Genomic DNA, 15,196 nt, shown 5'->3' on the forward strand with positions numbered 1-15,196 from the left:
CCGTTTCTCCTCAGTACGAACTCATTTCCCTTACGCTTCATCACTGTTTTCCGTTTCGGTGATGATTTGATAAAGCTCTTCGTCACTCTGCGCCGCGCGCAGGCGGCGGCAGATAGTTTTATCCGCCAGACGCTTCGCCACCAGTGAAAGCGTATGTAAGTGCGTTTTAGTTTGGTCCGCAGGCACCAGCAGGGCAAAGAGCAGGTCGACAGGCTGATTGTCGATGGCGTCGAACGCGATCGGCGTTTCAAGCTGCACAAAAACGCCCACGGCGCGCAGCGTATCTTCTTCCAGCTTGCCGTGTGGAATAGCGATGCCATTACCAATCCCGGTACTGCCCATTTTCTCGCGGGTGAGAATCGCTTCAAATACCACCTGCGGAGGCAGACCTAACTGCTTTGCCGCCAGTTCACTGATGATTTCCAGCGCACGTTTTTTACTCTGGCAGTGAACCGCACTGCGAGTACATTCCTGGTTAAGCACATTGCTCAGTTGTAGAGCCGAATCGTTATTTATCATAATTTCACCTAAGCATCGCCCGACACTTTACCGGCATCGGGCGACCGCCCGGACAATTAGTGTTGTTTCAGTTTATCTTTATGTTTATTAAGCTGCCGCGCCAGTTTATCGATCAACAGATCAATCGCGGCATACATATCTTGCCCTTCCGCGCTGGCATGAAGTTCGCCCCCGTTAACATGCAGGGTCGCATCCGAGATGTGCGCCAATTTTTCCACTTTTAACACAATATAGACCTGATTGATCCTCTCAAAATACTGTTCCAGCTTCACGAATTTCGTGTTGATGAAATCGCGCAGGGCTTCAGTGATTTCGACGTTGTGTCCAGTGATGTTGAGCTGCATAGTGTCTTCCTTATCAGTTGAGTCAGACCAGTTGTTTACGCTGGTTAGACGGCGGAATGGATAAAGACTCTCGGTACTTTGCAACGGTACGGCGGGCCACCATGATACCCTGATCGGAGAGCATAGAGGTCAGCTTACTGTCGCTCAGTGGTTTCGCGGGATTTTCCGCGGCAATCAATTTCTTCACCAGCGCGCGAATCGCCGTTGACGACGCTTCGCCGCCACCCTCGGTGTTCACGTGGCTTGAGAAGAAATACTTAAGCTCAAAAATGCCGCGCGGGCTATGCAAATACTTCTGCGTAGTCACGCGTGAAATCGTGGACTCATGCATCTCGACGGTCTGGGCGATATCCGCCAGTACCATCGGTTTCATATACTCTTCGCCGGACTCAAAAAACGCCTGTTGCTGCTCAACGATGCAGCGGCTGACGCGCAGCAATGTGTCGTTGCGGCTCTCAAGGCTTTTAATCAGCCACTTCGCATCCTGCAGATTGCTGCGAATAAACTGGCTGTCGGCGTCGTTACGGACGTTGTTACACATGCCCGCGTAGTGCTGATTAATTTGCAAACGTGGAATGCTGTCGGCGTTGAGTTCCACCACCCAGCGGCCACTGACTTTGCGCACCAGCACATCAGGAATAACGTACTCCGGCTCGCCAGTCTGGATCGACTGACCCGGACGCGGATCCAGTGACTGGATCAGATCCACCGCTTCTTTCAGCACGTCTTCTTTCAGACGGGTGACGCGCATGAGCGATCGGAAATCGTGGTTGGCAAGCAGATCGAGATGGTCGCTGATGATCAGGCGGGCTTCGGCGAGGCGGGGCGTTTCTTTGGCAAACTGAGAGAGCTGGATAAGCAGGCAATCGCGGAGATCGCGGGCGGCGACGCCCACCGGGTCAAATCGCTGGATCCGTTTAAGCACAGCTTCAACTTCATCCAGACCGATTTCGTCATCACCCATGCTTTCAAGGATATCTTCCAGCGGGACGGTCAAATAACCGGTATCGTCAACGGCGTCGACGATGGAGGTGGCTATCGCGCGATCCGTATCGGTAAACGGCGTGAGTTCCACCTGCCACATCAGGTAATCCTGAAGAGACTGGGTGGTTTCGCCCTGATAGACCGGCAGCTCGTCGTCCTGGTAATCAGCACCGGTACCTGAAGGCGTCCCGGCGGTGTAAATTTCATCCCAGCTGGCATCGAGCGGCAGCTCTTCCGGCATATCTTTCTGTTCGAGCGCGTCGACGCTGTCTAACGTTTCGTTATCCGGTGTCTCTTTCGTGTCGATTTCTTCATGAATATCGGTTTGCTCAAGCAGGGGATTACTCTCCAGCGCTTGCTGAAGTTCCTGCTGCAGTTCCAGCGTCGACAGCTGTAACAAGCGAATAGCCTGTTGCAGCTGTGGCGTCATGGCGAGCTGTTGGCTGAGCCTTAATTGCAAACCTTGCTTCATGTTCAGTGCGATATTCTCCGGCTAACCTCTCTCATACTTCTACCCTATCAGAGTCTGAAGTCTTCCCCAAGATACACACGTTTAACATGTTCGTCTTGTAAGATCTCTGTCGGGGTGCCGTGGGCGATAAGCTGCCCCTGGCTGACGATATACGCACGCTCACACACCGCCAGCGTTTCGCGGACGTTGTGGTCAGTGATTAACACGCCGAGACCGCTGTCGCGCAGGTGCTCAATGATGTGTTTGATATCGATAACGGAGATCGGGTCAACGCCCGCAAACGGTTCATCCAGCAGGATAAATTTCGGATTTGCGGCCAGCGCGCGGGCGATCTCGACGCGGCGGCGTTCGCCCCCGGAGAGCGATTGACCCATATTGTCGCGCAGGTGTTCGATGTGAAACTCTTCCATCAGCTCATTACAGCGGTCTTCACGCTGTTCGCTGGTGAGGTCGTCGCGAATTTGCAGCACGGCCATCAGGTTGTCGTAAACGCTGAGGCGACGGAAAATGGAGGCTTCCTGCGGCAGATAGCCAATTCCGCGGCGCGCACGGGCGTGCAGCGGCAGCAGGCTGATATCTTCGTCATCAATAATGATGTTGCCTGCATCGCGCGGCACGATACCGACTACCATATAAAAGGTCGTCGTTTTACCCGCGCCGTTCGGCCCAAGCAGGCCCACAATCTCACCGGAGTTGACGGTCAGACTGACATCCTCTACCACGCGGCGGCCTTTGTAGGCTTTAGCCAGGTTCTTTGCAATTAATGTCGCCATAACGAATTAGTTACTCTTTTTCTGTGCCGGAGCCTGGTCTTTGTTTTTGTCCTGCAACTGGGACGGAACCAGAACGGTTGTTACGCGTTTACCTTTTTCGCTAAACGCCTGCATTTTCTGTTCTTTAACCAGATACGTGATTTTGTCGCCCTTGATGTTGCTGTCGACCTGTTCCAGATACGCGTTGCCGGTCAGCACCACGAAATCACTTTGCAGTTCATAATGCATTTTGGCGGCATGGCCTTTCACCGGCTTGCCGTTGTCCTGCATCTGGTAGAAGGTCGCCGGGTTACCGTAACCGTCGATCACTTCTTTGCCCTTTTCACCGCCAGGGCGGGTCACCACCACCTTGTCGGCGTTAATTTTAATACTGCCCTGAGTCACAACAACGTTACCGGTAAAGGTCACGATGTTGCCCTGCATATCCAGCGACTGCTGATCGGATTCAATATGAATCGGCTGGTCAGTATCACCGGTCAGTGCCAGTGCCGGCAGGCTGGCTGCCAGCAGAGAACCGGCGAGCGCCAGCTTAAGGCTGAGTTTGTTTGTTCTGAATTTCATAGGAGGTTCTAACCTTTTCAATCAGCTCGGCGTTCTTGCTGCGTAAATTGCCGCGCATTTTCAGGCCGCTGGAATTAAATGTCGTTCCGTATAACGTCACCAAATCGTCAGAGGTAACATCCTGGGTGACCAGGTTGATCTGGGCGTTATCCGTCGTAATTTTGCGCAATTGCGCGTCAGGGGTCAGCGCGTTAACTTCAACGTGACCGTAAAGGTACAGCATGCGATCGTTTGTCAGCTTCGCTTTATCGGCTTTGATTGACCAGGTCGGCACTTTGTCAGTGTCAAACGTGGTCAGTCGCGGCTGGGTAAACCACGAGATAGCGTCGTCGGAGAAATACTCGACGTGTTCTGCGATTAACCGATAATTCAACGCGCCTTCAGGGCTGTAGACCACCGTATCGGTATGTTCGCTTTTATAAGTTGGGTCATTGGCGTTGACAACCGCCTGGCCGTCATCGTCGTTACTGGCCAGATTGATGCCAATGAGGATAAGCGCCGCAAGCGAAAGCAGGATAATAACCCAACGTCTGGTTTTACTCATATCGATTGCCCTTTGGCTTCCTCTAACTTCCCTTGCGCCAGCAACAGGAGATCGCATACTTCGCGAACCGCGCCACGTCCACCGGCAATACGGGTGACGTAATCCGCACGCGGCAGCAACAACGGATGCGCGTCATTGACCGCAACGCTTAAGCCCACTTCCGCCATGACCGGCCAGTCGATAAGATCGTCGCCCACATAGGCGACTTCATCGGCCTGCAAACCGAGCTTGCCGAGCAGCTCGCGATAGGCGATAAGTTTATCGGATTGCCCTTGATAAAGATGGGTAATTCCTAACGTATCACAGCGGTCTTCTAACAGTTTAGCTTTTCGCCCGGTAATGATGGCAACTTCGATTCCGGACGTCAGGGCGCAGCGAATACCGTAGCCATCACGCACGTTAAAGGCTTTCAGCTCTTCGCCATTATTCCCCATGTAAATCAGGCCATCGGACAGCACGCCGTCGACGTCAAGGATCAGCAGGCGAATTTTCGCCGCCTTCTCAATAAACTCGGTGCTCACCGGGCCGTAACAGGTTGCCACGGAAGTGACAGCATTACTCATTGTTTTTAATCCTTTTACACTACGCCTGCGCGCAGTAAATCATGCATATGGATGACGCCCAGCAGTTGATCGCCCTCGGCAACCAGCACGCAGGTAACGTGGCGCGACTGCATCAGGTTTAACGCATCCACGGCCAGCGTACCCGGACGGATACGAATGCCGCCTGGGGTCATCACATCGGCGATGCTCAGGCTACGTAAATCAGCACCGTTATCAAAGATACGGCGCAGGTCACCATCGGTGAAGATACCGTCGATCTTCATGTTTTCATCGCAAATGACCGTCATACCGAGGTTTTTGCGGGTAATTTCCAGCAGCGCATCACGCAAAGAGGCTTCTTTGTTGACGCGCGGAATTTCATCGCCAGTGTGCATAATATCGTTTACGCGCAGCAACAGCTTGCGACCGAGTGCGCCACCGGGGTGGGAGAGCGCAAAATCCTCGGCAGTGAAGCCGCGCGCTTTCAGCAACGCAACCGCCAGGGCATCACCCATCACCAGCGCCGCGGTGGTGCTGGACGTCGGTGCCAGACCCAATGGACAGGCCTCTTTGGGCACTTTCACGCACAGGTGGATATCCGCCGCGCGGCCCATGCTGCTTTCCGGACGACTGGTCATGCAAATCAGCGGCACCTGCAATCGTTTCAGAACCGGGATCAACGCCAGAATTTCGTTTGATTCACCGGAGTTTGACAAGGCAATGACAATATCGTGCGGTGTCACCATACCCAAATCGCCGTGTGCGGCTTCACCCGGATGGACGAAGAACGCAGACGTGCCGGTGCTGGCAAAGGTCGCAGCCATTTTGCGGCCAATATGCCCGGATTTTCCCATGCCCATCACCACGACTTTACCGCTGCAATAAAAGATTTTTTCACAGGCGCGGCTAAAGTCGTCGTTGATGTATTGATCGAGCTGGGCCAAACCCTCGCGTTCAATCTCCAGCACCTCTTTCCCGGCTTTCTGGAAGTCAAAACCCGGTTGCAAATCGATTTGCGACATAATGTTATCCCGATTCATTCTACAAAGAGCGGCGTCGCCCACCAGAGCATCGCCAGCCATGCGATAAACCCGCCGGTTAAGAGCGCGCCCGCCACGCGGCCAATTTGTTGGCGTCGCCAGCACAGCAACGCAAAAATCACGCTCACGATAACCATCATTCCGTAGTCGCGGGTGAAGGCCAGAGGGTTAAACGCACCCGGCGCGAGCAGTGCCGGTATGCCCAACACAATGGCGATATTAAAAAAGTTGGAGCCAATGATATTACCAATGGCAATGTCATTTTCGCCTTTGCGCACGCCCGCGATTGCTGTCGCCAGTTCTGGAAGGCTGGTGCCCAGCGCAATGGCGGTCAGGCCGATTGTCAGCTCGCTCATGGCAAAGAAATTGGCCAGCACGGTGGCGTTATCGACAACCATGCGTGTTGCCATCGGCATAATAATCAACGCGATACCGAGCCACAGGAACGCAACCGGCAGCGAACCTTCGCGGGGCAGTTCAGCGACCTGTTCGCGTGTCAGGCTGTCGTTTCCCTGACGTTCTGCCAGCCGGGCGATTTTAACGGTAAACAGCAGCCAAAGCACCGCCAGTGCGAGTAAAAAAACACCATCAAACAGTGATAATTCACCATCATACAACACATAGCCCGCCAGCAGGCTGACGATTAACATTAAGGGAACTTCGCGGCGCAGGATATCAGAATGCACGGTAAAAGGGTGCAGCAAGGCGGCAAGCCCGAGGATCAATAAGATATTAATGATGTTCGAACCAATGGCGGTGCCAATGGCTAAGTCGACTTGCCCGTGCAGTGCGGCAGCGGAAGAAACAATGATTTCCGGTAATGATGTGCCGACGCTGACCACCGTCAGACCAATAATCAACGGCGGAATGCCTACCGCGCGACACAGTATTGATGCGGAGTAAACCAGACGGTCGGCGCTGTAAACCACCAGAAGTAAACCAATTATGAACAGAGCCGTCGCTAAAAGCATTCAAAGTCCTTTCTTAAGGTATAATCGCTAGTCCGTAACGCCTGGTCGTAACGAATTCTTAATTTTGACTTTATGCGCTGTAAAAGTAAAACAAATGCCAGATTTCGTTAACCAAAGCAGAGTAGATTCTGTAAGAATGTCGGGTTTAGGGCTGGGAAGTATTCCATGCCCACCCTGTTAAGGTCCTGGTAAAGGGAAACGTATGAGCCAGAGTTTAGCGAATCTTGTTGATGTCCGGGGAATGAGCTTTACGCGCGGGAACCGTGTCATCTTTGACAATATCTCGCTTTCGGTGCCGCGCGGAAAAATTACTGCCATCATGGGGCCGTCCGGCATCGGCAAAACCACGCTATTGCGCCTGATTGGCGGGCAGATCCCACCGGACAGCGGCGAGATCCTGTTCGACGGCGAGAATGTGCCGGAGATGTCGCGCTCGCGCCTGTATACCGTGCGTAAGCGCATGAGCATGCTGTTTCAGTCCGGCGCGCTGTTCACCGACATGAACGTTTTTGACAACGTCGCCTATCCTATTCGTGAGCACACGCGCCTTCCTCCCGCTCTGCTGAAAAGCACGGTGATGATGAAACTGGAAGCCGTCGGCCTGCGCGGAGCGGCAAAACTGATGCCGTCAGAACTCTCCGGCGGCATGGCGCGACGTGCGGCGCTGGCACGCGCTATCGCGCTTGAGCCCGACCTCATCATGTTTGATGAACCGTTTGTCGGCCAGGATCCCATCACCATGGGCGTGCTGGTTAAATTGATTTCGGAACTCAATAGTGCGCTGGGTGTCACTTGTGTCGTGGTATCTCACGATGTGCCAGAGGTGCTGAGCATCGCCGATTACGCCTACATCGTGGCGGATAAAAAAATTGTTGCACACGGGAGCGCGTCGGCATTGCAGGAAAACAACGATCCTCGGGTACGCCAGTTTCTCGACGGCATTGCCGACGGGCCTGTGCCGTTCCGCTATCCTGCGGGCGACTACCGCCGCGATCTCTTAGGAACAGGGAGCTAACTTACTCATGCTGTTAAATGCACTGGCCGCGCTGGGCCATCGCGGGATTAAGACTCTCGCGACGTTTGGGCGCGCCGGGTTAATGTTATTCAATGCCATCGTCGGCAAGCCGGAGTTTCGCAAGCATTCGCCGCTGCTGGTGCGCCAGCTTTATAACGTTGGCGTGCTGTCGATGCTGATCATCCTCGTGTCCGGTGTGTTCATCGGCATGGTACTGGGTCTTCAGGGGTATCTGGTGTTGACCACCTACAGCGCGGAAACCAGCTTAGGCATGCTGGTAGCGCTGTCGCTGCTGCGTGAGCTGGGGCCGGTGGTTGCCGCGCTGCTGTTTGCGGGCCGCGCAGGCTCCGCGCTGACCGCTGAAATCGGCCTGATGCGCGCCACTGAGCAGCTCTCCAGTATGGAGATGATGGCGGTCGACCCGCTGCGTCGTGTTATTGCGCCACGCTTCTGGGCGGGCGTTATCTCGCTGCCGCTGTTGACGATTATGTTCGTTGCGGTCGGCGTCTGGGGCGGCTCACTGGTTGGCGTAAGTTGGAAAGGTATTGACGCGGGCTTCTTCTGGTCGGCGATGCAAAACGCGGTGGACTTCCGTCTTGATCTGGTTAACTGCCTGATTAAGAGCCTGGTCTTCGCGATTACGGTTACATGGATTGCGTTATTCAACGGTTACGATGCGATCCCCACTTCTGCCGGGATCAGCCGGGCGACAACGCGCACCGTGGTGCATTCGTCGCTGGCGGTACTTGGGTTGGACTTTGTGCTGACGGCACTGATGTTTGGGAATTGAGTGAATGCAAACGAAAAAGAGTGAAATCTGGGTCGGTATCTTTTTGCTGGTTGCCATGCTGGCGGCGCTGTTTATCTGCCTGAAAGCGGCGGATGTCACCTCGCTGCGCGTGGAGCCGACATACCGCATTTACGCCACCTTCGATAACATCGGCGGCCTGAAAGCGCGTTCGCCGGTACGTATCGGCGGGGTCGTGATTGGTCGCGTGGCGGACATTACCCTCGACCCGAAAACCTATTTGCCGCGTGTGGCGCTGGATATCGAAGAGCGTTACAACCATATTCCGGATACCAGCTCGCTGGCTATTCGCACCTCCGGCCTGCTGGGGGAACAGTATCTGGCGCTGAACGTCGGATTTGAAGACCCGGAGCTGGGAACGTCTATCCTTAAGGATGGCGGTACTATCCAGGACACCAAATCCGCCATGGTGCTGGAAGATTTAATCGGTCAATTCCTTTACAACAGTAAAGGCGGTGACAATAAGACTTCAGGCGATGCGCAAAGCGCTGGCGAAGGACATACTGATGCTGCGACGCCTGCTGCTGGCTCGACGAATTAATTTCAGGAGACGTAACTCATGTTTAAACGCTTATTGATGGTCGCTATGCTGGTGATTGCTCCGTTAACCGCGGCAACGGCAGCTGACCAGTCCAATCCGTACAAGCTGATGAATGAAGCGGCGCAGAAAACCTTTGATCGCCTGAAAAACGAACAACCGAAAATTCGCGCAAATCCGAACTACCTGCGTGACGTGGTCGATCAGGAACTGCTGCCGTACGTGCAGGTAAAATACGCCGGTGCGCTGGTGCTGGGCCGTTACTACAAAGACGCGACGCCAGCCCAGCGTGACGCTTACTTCGCCGCATTCCGTGAATACCTGAAACAGGCTTACGGCCAGGCACTGGCGATGTACCACGGTCAGACCTACCAAATCGCGCCGGAACAGCCGCTGAACGATGCGTCTATCGTCCCAATCCGTGTGACCATCATCGACCCGAATGGTCGCCCGCCAGTGCGCCTGGATTTCCAGTGGCGTAAAAATACCCAGACGGGTAACTGGCAGGCCTATGACATGATTGCGGAAGGGGTGAGCATGATCACCACCAAGCAAAACGAGTGGAGCGATCTGCTGCGTACTAAGGGCATTGATGGCCTGACCGCACAGTTGAAATCTATCTCTAACCAGCCGATCACGCTGGAACAGAAAAAATAATGGAACAGTTAAGCTGGACGCGCGACGGGGAAATCCTGTCGCTGCACGGTGAACTGGATCAAGACCTGCTGATTCCCTTGTGGGAGGCCAGATCAGAAGCCACGAACGGCGCAAAGGTGATTGATTTAAGTGGCTTAAGCCGCGTTGATACCGCAGGCCTGGCGTTATTAATCCACTTTATCGAGCTGATCCGCCGTCAGGGAAATACTGCCAGCGTTAAGGGCGTAAGCGAAAACGTCGCCACGCTTGCCGGGTTGTATAATCTGCCAGCAGATATGATCCCATAATACTTTCAGTGCGTTATTGCTGTTGATTACTCTCAAAGCCCCATCAATCTGCACGATGGGGCTTTTTGATTGTTTAAGCCTGCGTCACTTTCCTCTAAGATGTTGGGCTGTTTTCTCTATCAGATAAAAATGTGAACCCATGGAAAATCATGAAATTCAGACCGTGCTGATGAATGCACTCTCCCTTCAGGAAGCGATCGTCTCGGGCGATGGCAGCCACTTTCAGGTTATCGCGGTGGGTGAGATGTTTGACGGCATGAGCCGGGTCAAGAAGCAGCAGACTATCTATGCCCCGCTGATGGAGTATATTGCGGACAACCGCATCCATGCCCTGTCAATCAAAGCGTATACCCCGCAAGAGTGGGCGCGCGACCGTAAACTTAACGGATTTTGAGCCATGGGTTCGCGTGCAAAAGCGTGAATCGATGGTGAGTATGACTTTTAACAGAGAACAGAATAATGGATAAATTCCGTGTTCAGGGGCCGACTAAGCTCCAGGGCGAGGTGTCGATTTCTGGCGCTAAAAATGCCGCACTGCCAATCCTCTTCGCCGCACTGCTGGCGGAAGAGCCGGTAGAGATTCAAAACGTTCCGAAACTGAAAGACGTGGATACGTCGATGAAGCTGCTGAGCCAGTTAGGCGCGAAAGTTGAGCGCAATGGTTCCGTGCACATCGATGCCAGCGGCGTGAACATCTTCTGTGCGCCGTATGAGCTGGTGAAAACCATGCGTGCTTCTATCTGGGCGCTTGGCCCGCTGGTTGCGCGTTTTGGTCAGGGTCAGGTTTCACTGCCGGGCGGCTGCACCATCGGTGCGCGTCCGGTTGACCTGCACATCACCGGCCTGGAGCAGCTCGGCGCGACCATCACGCTGGAAGAAGGCTATGTAAAAGCATCCGTCGATGGTCGCCTGAAAGGCGCGCACATCGTGATGGACAAAGTGAGCGTTGGCGCCACCGTAACCATCATGTCGGCGGCTACGCTTGCTGAAGGCACCACCATCATTGAAAACGCCGCGCGTGAGCCGGAAATTGTCGACACGGCAAACTTCCTCGTTGCGCTGGGCGCGAAAATCAGCGGCCAGGGCACCGATCGCATCACCATCGAAGGCGTTAAACGCCTGGGCGGCGGCGTATACCGTGTACTGCCAGACCGTATCGAAACCGGTACGTTCCTGGTGGCAGCGGCCATCTCTCGCGGCAAAATTATCTGCCGTAACGCGTGCCCGGAAACGCTGGACGCCGTGCTGGCGAAACTGCGTGAAGCCGGTGCTGAAATTGAAGTCGGCAGCGACTGGATAAGCCTGGATATGCACGGTCAGCGCCCGAAAGCGGTAAACGTGCGTACCGCGCCGCACCCTGGCTTCCCGACCGACATGCAGGCGCAGTTCACCCTGCTGAATATGCTGGCGGAAGGTACCGGTGTGATCACCGAAACCATCTTCGAAAACCGTTTCATGCACATTCCTGAACTGATCCGTATGGGCGCGCGTGCGGAAATCGAAAGCAACACCGCTATCTGTCACGGCGTAGAGAAACTCTCAGGCGCTCAGGTGATGGCGACCGATCTGCGCGCGTCTGCAAGCCTGGTGCTGGCAGGTTGCATCGCAGAAGGTACCACCATTGTTGATCGTATCTATCACATCGACCGTGGCTACGAGCGCATTGAAGACAAACTGCGCGCGCTGGGTGCGAATATCGAACGTGTGAAGGGCGAGTAATCGTTCTGCTGGCAACGCCTCTACGCGCTGCGTGAGAGGCGTTGTGCTTTCTGACGTTTATTTCTTCGACTGGCGCATCGATTGCGTCTTATCAATAAACTGATGCGTGATGGGGTCGTGATAGCGTGACGGCCAGATGACCCACGGTTCAGTCCCTAACGCTTTAGCGATAATCAGCTCACCCTTCGGCCACGGGCGTGAAAGCACATTGGCAAGCGTCGAGGAACTCAGGCCGTTTTTGCGTGATTCCGCGGCCATTGTCGTACCTTTCTTGCGCAGACCCGCGATGATATCCGCAGGGTGCCAGTCGATAAACTTATCCATGTTACCTCCCTGTTCAGAAGCTAAATTGCTCGTGAAAACAATACGGGAGTACTATAGCGCTTTCTGTTGGTAAGCTCTAAAAAGTTCATGTAACGCGATGAGAAATTCAGAAAACATCAAGTTACTGACATTATCAGGCGCCAGTTATCATTTTTTTGGGATTTTACTGGAACTCTCCCGCCGAATGCACGGGAGAGACAGGGGATCAGTGGTCGCGTTGAACGGCGATGTGAGCGAGGGCGATAAGCGCATCGCGCCATGGGGAATCCGGCAGCGGAGAGAGGGCGGCAATGGCTTTATCCGCTTCCTCCTCGGCGCGCTGACGCGTCCACTCCAGCGAGCCACAGGCCGCCATTGCTTCCAGAACCGGTTCCAGCAGATGTCGCCCGTTACCCTGCTCAATCGCGCCGCGAATCAGCAGTGCTTGTTCAGGGGTACCGTTACGCATAGCGTGCAGCAGCGGCAGCGTCGGTTTGCCCTCGTTGAGGTCATCACCGACGTTTTTGCCGAGCGTCTCGCCATCGGCGCTGTAATCCAGTAAATCATCGATTAACTGGAAAGCGGTACCGAGATAGCGCCCATAATCCTGTAAGCCTTTCTCCTGCTCTGGCGTACAGCCTGCAAGCAGGCCAGAGCATTGGGACGCTGCTTCAAACAAGCGCGCGGTTTTGCTGTAAATCACGCGCATGTAGTTTTCTTCGGTAATGTCGGGGTCGTTGACGTTCATCAACTGCAGAACTTCGCCTTCCGCAATCACGTTCACCGCTTCCGACATCACTTCCAGCACCTTCAGCGATCCAAGGCTTGTCATCATCTGGAACGCGCGGGTGTAGATAAAATCGCCAACCAGTACGCTCGCAGCATTACCGAAAGCAGCGTTCGCGGTCGCTTTCCCGCGACGCATATCGGATTCATCCACCACATCGTCGTGTAACAGCGTGGCAGTGTGGATAAACTCAATCAGCGCGGCGATGGTGACATGGGCATTTCCCTCGTAGCCGACAGCGCGAGCTGCCAGTACGGCGATCATAGGGCGTATGCGTTTTCCACCGCCACTGACGATGTAATAACCCAACTGATTGATGAGCTGAACATCTGAGTTGAGCTGTTCAAGAATCGTTGCATTGACACCCGCCATATCCTGCGCGGTTAACTCATTGATTTGTTGTAAATTCATCGCAAAAGCCGGGCTTAATGTCCTGTTTACCACTTATCCATACGGGATAATGAAGGTTTTACGTTAGAGTTGTGGTACTGATTGTACTGAAAAAACGGCTCAGATAAACGTTACCGTGAAAGTTGTGTTTTTTTTCTGCATGTATTGATGGTAGCACTTGTCAAAGGCTCGCGTTTTGCGTAATATTCGCGCCCTATTGTGAATATTTATAGCGCACTCTGAATCACACGATTAATGTGCGCGGAAGCGGAGTTCTATATGTACGCGGTTTTCCAAAGTGGTGGTAAACAACACCGAGTAAGCGAAGGTCAGACCGTTCGCCTGGAAAAGCTGGACATCGCAACTGGCGAATCTGTTGAATTCGCTGAAGTTCTGATGATCGCAAACGGTGAAGAAGTCAAAATCGGCGTTCCTTTCGTTGATGGCGGCGTAATCAAAGCTGAAGTTGTTGCTCACGGTCGTGGCGAGAAAGTTAAAATCGTTAAGTTTCGTCGTCGTAAACACTACCGTAAGCAGCAGGGCCACCGTCAGTGGTTCACTGATGTGAAAATTACTGGCATCAGCGCCTAAGACCTGAGGAGAGATTTAAATGGCACATAAAAAGGCTGGCGGCTCAACTCGTAACGGTCGCGATTCAGAAGCTAAACGTCTTGGCGTTAAGCGTTTCGGTGGCGAAACCGTTCTGGCGGGTAGCATCATCGTTCGTCAGCGTGGCACCAAATTCCACGCTGGTAACAACGTAGGTTGCGGTCGTGACCACACTCTGTTTGCTAAAGCAGACGGTAAAGTGAAATTCGAAGTTAAAGGCCCGAACAACCGTAAATACATCAGCATCGTTGCTGAGTAAGGTTTTCGTGGTCCGGTAACGGATTAAAGCCCCGCACTCGTTGCGGGGCTTTTTACATTCGACGCCCGGAAAATCACAGTGGTCTCAGGCAGGGAATCCGGTATGAAGCAGCAGGCAGGTATTGGTATTCTTTTGGCGCTCACCACGGCGATATGTTGGGGTGCTTTGCCGATAGCAATGAAGCAGGTGCTGGAGGTCATGGAACCGCCTACCGTTGTCTTCTATCGCTTTTTAATGGCCAGCATTGGTCTCGGCCTCATTCTGACGGTGAAGCGTAAGCTGCCGCCGCTGCGAATTTTCCGTAACCCGCGTTGGCTGGTGCTTCTGGCAATTGCAACGGGCGGCCTGTTTGGGAACTTTGTTCTCTTCAGCTCCTCGCTACAATATGTCAGCCCGACGGCCTCGCAGGTGATTGGGCAGCTCTCACCCGTTGGGATGATGGTTGCCAGCGTATTTATCCTCAAAGAGAAAATGCGCGGTACGCAGATTGTGGGCGCTCTCATGCTGGTTTGCGGGCTGGTGATGTTCTTTAACACCAGTTTGATTGAGATTTTCACGCGCCTGACCGATTACACCTGGGGTGTTATCTTCGGCGTTGGGGCGGCGATGGTCTGGGTGAGTTATGGCGTCGCGCAAAAGGTGTTATTGCGACGGCTGGCGTCACAACAGATCCTGTTTTTACTGTACACTTTATGTACGATTGCGCTGCTGCCTTTGGCAAAGCCAGCGGTTATCCATCAGCTCAGCGACTGGCAGCTGGCCTGCCTGATTTTCTGTGGGCTGAACACGCTGGTTGGCTATGGCGCACTGGCGGAAGCTATGGCTCGCTGGCAGGCGGCGCAGGTGAGTGCGATTGTGACGCTCACCCCACTGTTTACACTGTTGTTTTCAGATTTATTATCAATGGCCTGGCCCGATTTCTTCGCCAGACCGATGTTAAACCTTATCGGTTATCTCGGTGCGTTTGTCGTGGTTGCGGGCGCAATGTATTCCGCCATTGGTCACCGTCTTTGGGGACGGTGGCGTAAGCGTGAGGCGGTTGTAGTTGTTCCCCGCTCAGGCGAATGATTTACG

21 protein-coding genes are annotated in these 15,196 nt (G+C 53.9%); 10 read left to right on the forward strand and 11 right to left on the reverse strand.

Annotated elements, in window-relative coordinates; translation table 11 throughout:
- Positions 1 to 30: 30 nt before the first annotated feature.
- Genes ptsN through DBY68_RS04440 form a run of 9 tightly spaced genes read right to left on the reverse strand, consistent with a single transcriptional unit; the run spans position 31 to position 6,750 of the window.
- Positions 31 to 519 (reverse strand): PTS IIA-like nitrogen regulatory protein PtsN, encoded by a 489-nt coding sequence (gene ptsN, locus DBY68_RS04400; RefSeq protein ID WP_108474952.1) that lies wholly within the window; start codon positions 517 to 519, stop codon positions 31 to 33.
- A 56-nt stretch (positions 520 to 575) separates the two neighbouring features.
- Complete coding sequence (hpf, locus tag DBY68_RS04405; RefSeq protein WP_108474953.1) at positions 576 to 863, reverse strand: ribosome hibernation promoting factor; 288 nt, start codon at positions 861 to 863, stop codon at positions 576 to 578.
- Positions 864 to 885: 22 nt separating this feature from the next.
- Complete coding sequence (rpoN, locus tag DBY68_RS04410; RefSeq protein ID WP_108474954.1) at positions 886 to 2,319, reverse strand: RNA polymerase factor sigma-54; 1,434 nt, start codon at positions 2,317 to 2,319, stop codon at positions 886 to 888.
- A 47-nt stretch (positions 2,320 to 2,366) separates the two neighbouring features.
- Positions 2,367 to 3,092, reverse strand: coding sequence for an LPS export ABC transporter ATP-binding protein (gene lptB, locus DBY68_RS04415; protein WP_108474955.1), 726 nt, complete (start codon positions 3,090 to 3,092; stop codon positions 2,367 to 2,369).
- A 6-nt stretch (positions 3,093 to 3,098) separates the two neighbouring features.
- Positions 3,099 to 3,653: a lipopolysaccharide ABC transporter substrate-binding protein LptA gene (lptA, locus tag DBY68_RS04420; protein ID WP_108474956.1), complete on the reverse strand. Its 555-nt coding sequence runs from the start codon at positions 3,651 to 3,653 to the stop codon at positions 3,099 to 3,101.
- Entirely contained in the window at positions 3,622 to 4,197 is a 576-nt protein-coding gene (gene lptC / locus DBY68_RS04425) for an LPS export ABC transporter periplasmic protein LptC (protein WP_108474957.1), read from the reverse strand. The genes lptA and lptC overlap by 32 nt, the downstream gene beginning before the upstream one ends.
- Positions 4,194 to 4,760 (reverse strand): 3-deoxy-manno-octulosonate-8-phosphatase KdsC, encoded by a 567-nt coding sequence (kdsC, locus tag DBY68_RS04430; protein ID WP_108474958.1) that lies wholly within the window; start codon positions 4,758 to 4,760, stop codon positions 4,194 to 4,196. Before kdsC ends, lptC begins: the two co-directional genes overlap by 4 nt.
- A 14-nt stretch (positions 4,761 to 4,774) precedes the next feature.
- Positions 4,775 to 5,761 carry an arabinose-5-phosphate isomerase KdsD gene (gene kdsD / locus DBY68_RS04435; protein WP_108475144.1) on the reverse strand — a complete coding sequence of 329 codons (987 nt, stop codon included), beginning with the start codon at positions 5,759 to 5,761 and terminating at the stop codon, positions 4,775 to 4,777.
- 14 nt (positions 5,762 to 5,775) lie between these two features.
- Complete coding sequence (locus tag DBY68_RS04440; protein ID WP_108474959.1) at positions 5,776 to 6,750, reverse strand: calcium/sodium antiporter; 975 nt, start codon at positions 6,748 to 6,750, stop codon at positions 5,776 to 5,778.
- A 202-nt stretch (positions 6,751 to 6,952) separates the two neighbouring features.
- Between DBY68_RS04440 and mlaF the strand changes: the two genes are divergently transcribed.
- From mlaF to murA, 7 genes are all read left to right on the forward strand, one after another.
- A complete protein-coding gene (mlaF, locus tag DBY68_RS04445; protein ID WP_108474960.1) occupies positions 6,953 to 7,765 on the forward strand; it encodes a phospholipid ABC transporter ATP-binding protein MlaF in 813 nt (270 codons plus the stop codon).
- 7 nt (positions 7,766 to 7,772) lie between these two features.
- Positions 7,773 to 8,555 (forward strand): lipid asymmetry maintenance ABC transporter permease subunit MlaE, encoded by a 783-nt coding sequence (gene mlaE, locus DBY68_RS04450; protein WP_108474961.1) that lies wholly within the window; start codon positions 7,773 to 7,775, stop codon positions 8,553 to 8,555.
- A gap of 4 nt (positions 8,556 to 8,559) precedes the next feature.
- A complete protein-coding gene (mlaD, locus tag DBY68_RS04455) occupies positions 8,560 to 9,114 on the forward strand; it encodes an outer membrane lipid asymmetry maintenance protein MlaD (RefSeq protein WP_015962833.1) in 555 nt (184 codons plus the stop codon).
- 18 nt (positions 9,115 to 9,132) lie between these two features.
- The gene (gene mlaC / locus DBY68_RS04460; protein ID WP_015962834.1) at positions 9,133 to 9,768 is read left to right on the forward strand and encodes a phospholipid-binding protein MlaC; all 636 of its coding nucleotides are present in this window, start codon (positions 9,133 to 9,135) and stop codon (positions 9,766 to 9,768) included.
- Entirely contained in the window at positions 9,765 to 10,055 is a 291-nt protein-coding gene (gene mlaB / locus DBY68_RS04465) for a lipid asymmetry maintenance protein MlaB (protein WP_108474962.1), read from the forward strand. The genes mlaC and mlaB overlap by 4 nt, the downstream gene beginning before the upstream one ends.
- Positions 10,056 to 10,194: 139 nt before the next feature.
- Positions 10,195 to 10,449, forward strand: coding sequence for a BolA family iron metabolism protein IbaG (gene ibaG / locus DBY68_RS04470; protein WP_015962836.1), 255 nt, complete (start codon positions 10,195 to 10,197; stop codon positions 10,447 to 10,449).
- Positions 10,450 to 10,514: 65 nt separating this feature from the next.
- Positions 10,515 to 11,774, forward strand: coding sequence for a UDP-N-acetylglucosamine 1-carboxyvinyltransferase (gene murA / locus DBY68_RS04475; protein ID WP_108474963.1), 1,260 nt, complete (start codon positions 10,515 to 10,517; stop codon positions 11,772 to 11,774).
- Between the two features lie 57 nt (positions 11,775 to 11,831).
- Here murA and sfsB read toward each other — a convergent pair whose 3' ends face one another.
- Together sfsB and ispB are read right to left on the reverse strand one after the other, a co-directional pair.
- Complete coding sequence (gene sfsB, locus DBY68_RS04480; RefSeq protein ID WP_108474964.1) at positions 11,832 to 12,098, reverse strand: DNA-binding transcriptional regulator SfsB; 267 nt, start codon at positions 12,096 to 12,098, stop codon at positions 11,832 to 11,834.
- Between the two features lie 205 nt (positions 12,099 to 12,303).
- Positions 12,304 to 13,275 (reverse strand): octaprenyl diphosphate synthase, encoded by a 972-nt coding sequence (ispB, locus tag DBY68_RS04485; RefSeq protein ID WP_108474965.1) that lies wholly within the window; start codon positions 13,273 to 13,275, stop codon positions 12,304 to 12,306.
- Positions 13,276 to 13,533: 258 nt separating this feature from the next.
- Here ispB and rplU point away from each other — a divergent pair, with 258 nt between their 5' ends.
- From rplU to DBY68_RS04500, 3 genes are all read left to right on the forward strand, one after another.
- Entirely contained in the window at positions 13,534 to 13,845 is a 312-nt protein-coding gene (gene rplU, locus DBY68_RS04490; RefSeq protein ID WP_003025032.1) for a 50S ribosomal protein L21, read from the forward strand.
- 19 nt (positions 13,846 to 13,864) lie between these two features.
- Positions 13,865 to 14,122, forward strand: a complete 258-nt coding sequence (gene rpmA / locus DBY68_RS04495) for a 50S ribosomal protein L27 (RefSeq protein ID WP_007673187.1) — start codon at positions 13,865 to 13,867, stop codon at positions 14,120 to 14,122.
- A gap of 102 nt (positions 14,123 to 14,224) precedes the next feature.
- On the forward strand, positions 14,225 to 15,190 hold the full coding sequence (locus DBY68_RS04500; RefSeq protein WP_108474966.1) for a DMT family transporter: 966 nt from the start codon (positions 14,225 to 14,227) through the stop codon (positions 15,188 to 15,190).
- Positions 15,191 to 15,196: the final 6 nt, after the last annotated feature.

The sequence above is a fragment of the Pseudocitrobacter sp. RIT415 genome (assembly GCF_003057695.2).
Classification (GTDB): domain Bacteria; phylum Pseudomonadota; class Gammaproteobacteria; order Enterobacterales; family Enterobacteriaceae; genus Pseudocitrobacter; species Pseudocitrobacter faecalis.

Bases quoted from the DNA above. Each gene is read 5' to 3' on its own strand.
- ptsN (WP_108474952.1), bottom strand. From the start codon at position 519: ATGATAAATAACGATTCGGCTCTACAACTGAGCAATGTGCTTAACCAG.
- hpf (WP_108474953.1), bottom strand. From the start codon at position 863: ATGCAGCTCAACATCACTGGACACAACGTCGAAATCACTGAAGCCCTG.
- rpoN (WP_108474954.1), bottom strand. From the start codon at position 2,319: ATGAAGCAAGGTTTGCAATTAAGGCTCAGCCAACAGCTCGCCATGACG.
- lptB (WP_108474955.1), bottom strand. From the start codon at position 3,092: ATGGCGACATTAATTGCAAAGAACCTGGCTAAAGCCTACAAAGGCCGC.
- lptA (WP_108474956.1), bottom strand. From the start codon at position 3,653: ATGAAATTCAGAACAAACAAACTCAGCCTTAAGCTGGCGCTCGCCGGT.
- lptC (WP_108474957.1), bottom strand. From the start codon at position 4,197: ATGAGTAAAACCAGACGTTGGGTTATTATCCTGCTTTCGCTTGCGGCG.
- kdsC (WP_108474958.1), bottom strand. From the start codon at position 4,760: ATGAGTAATGCTGTCACTTCCGTGGCAACCTGTTACGGCCCGGTGAGC.
- kdsD (WP_108475144.1), bottom strand. From the start codon at position 5,761: ATGTCGCAAATCGATTTGCAACCGGGTTTTGACTTCCAGAAAGCCGGG.
- DBY68_RS04440 (WP_108474959.1), bottom strand. From the start codon at position 6,750: ATGCTTTTAGCGACGGCTCTGTTCATAATTGGTTTACTTCTGGTGGTT.
- mlaF (WP_108474960.1), top strand. From the start codon at position 6,953: ATGAGCCAGAGTTTAGCGAATCTTGTTGATGTCCGGGGAATGAGCTTT.
- mlaE (WP_108474961.1), top strand. From the start codon at position 7,773: ATGCTGTTAAATGCACTGGCCGCGCTGGGCCATCGCGGGATTAAGACT.
- mlaD (WP_015962833.1), top strand. From the start codon at position 8,560: ATGCAAACGAAAAAGAGTGAAATCTGGGTCGGTATCTTTTTGCTGGTT.
- mlaC (WP_015962834.1), top strand. From the start codon at position 9,133: ATGTTTAAACGCTTATTGATGGTCGCTATGCTGGTGATTGCTCCGTTA.
- ibaG (WP_015962836.1), top strand. From the start codon at position 10,195: ATGGAAAATCATGAAATTCAGACCGTGCTGATGAATGCACTCTCCCTT.
- murA (WP_108474963.1), top strand. From the start codon at position 10,515: ATGGATAAATTCCGTGTTCAGGGGCCGACTAAGCTCCAGGGCGAGGTG.
- sfsB (WP_108474964.1), bottom strand. From the start codon at position 12,098: ATGGATAAGTTTATCGACTGGCACCCTGCGGATATCATCGCGGGTCTG.
- ispB (WP_108474965.1), bottom strand. From the start codon at position 13,275: ATGAATTTACAACAAATCAATGAGTTAACCGCGCAGGATATGGCGGGT.
- rplU (WP_003025032.1), top strand. From the start codon at position 13,534: ATGTACGCGGTTTTCCAAAGTGGTGGTAAACAACACCGAGTAAGCGAA.
- rpmA (WP_007673187.1), top strand. From the start codon at position 13,865: ATGGCACATAAAAAGGCTGGCGGCTCAACTCGTAACGGTCGCGATTCA.
- DBY68_RS04500 (WP_108474966.1), top strand. From the start codon at position 14,225: ATGAAGCAGCAGGCAGGTATTGGTATTCTTTTGGCGCTCACCACGGCG.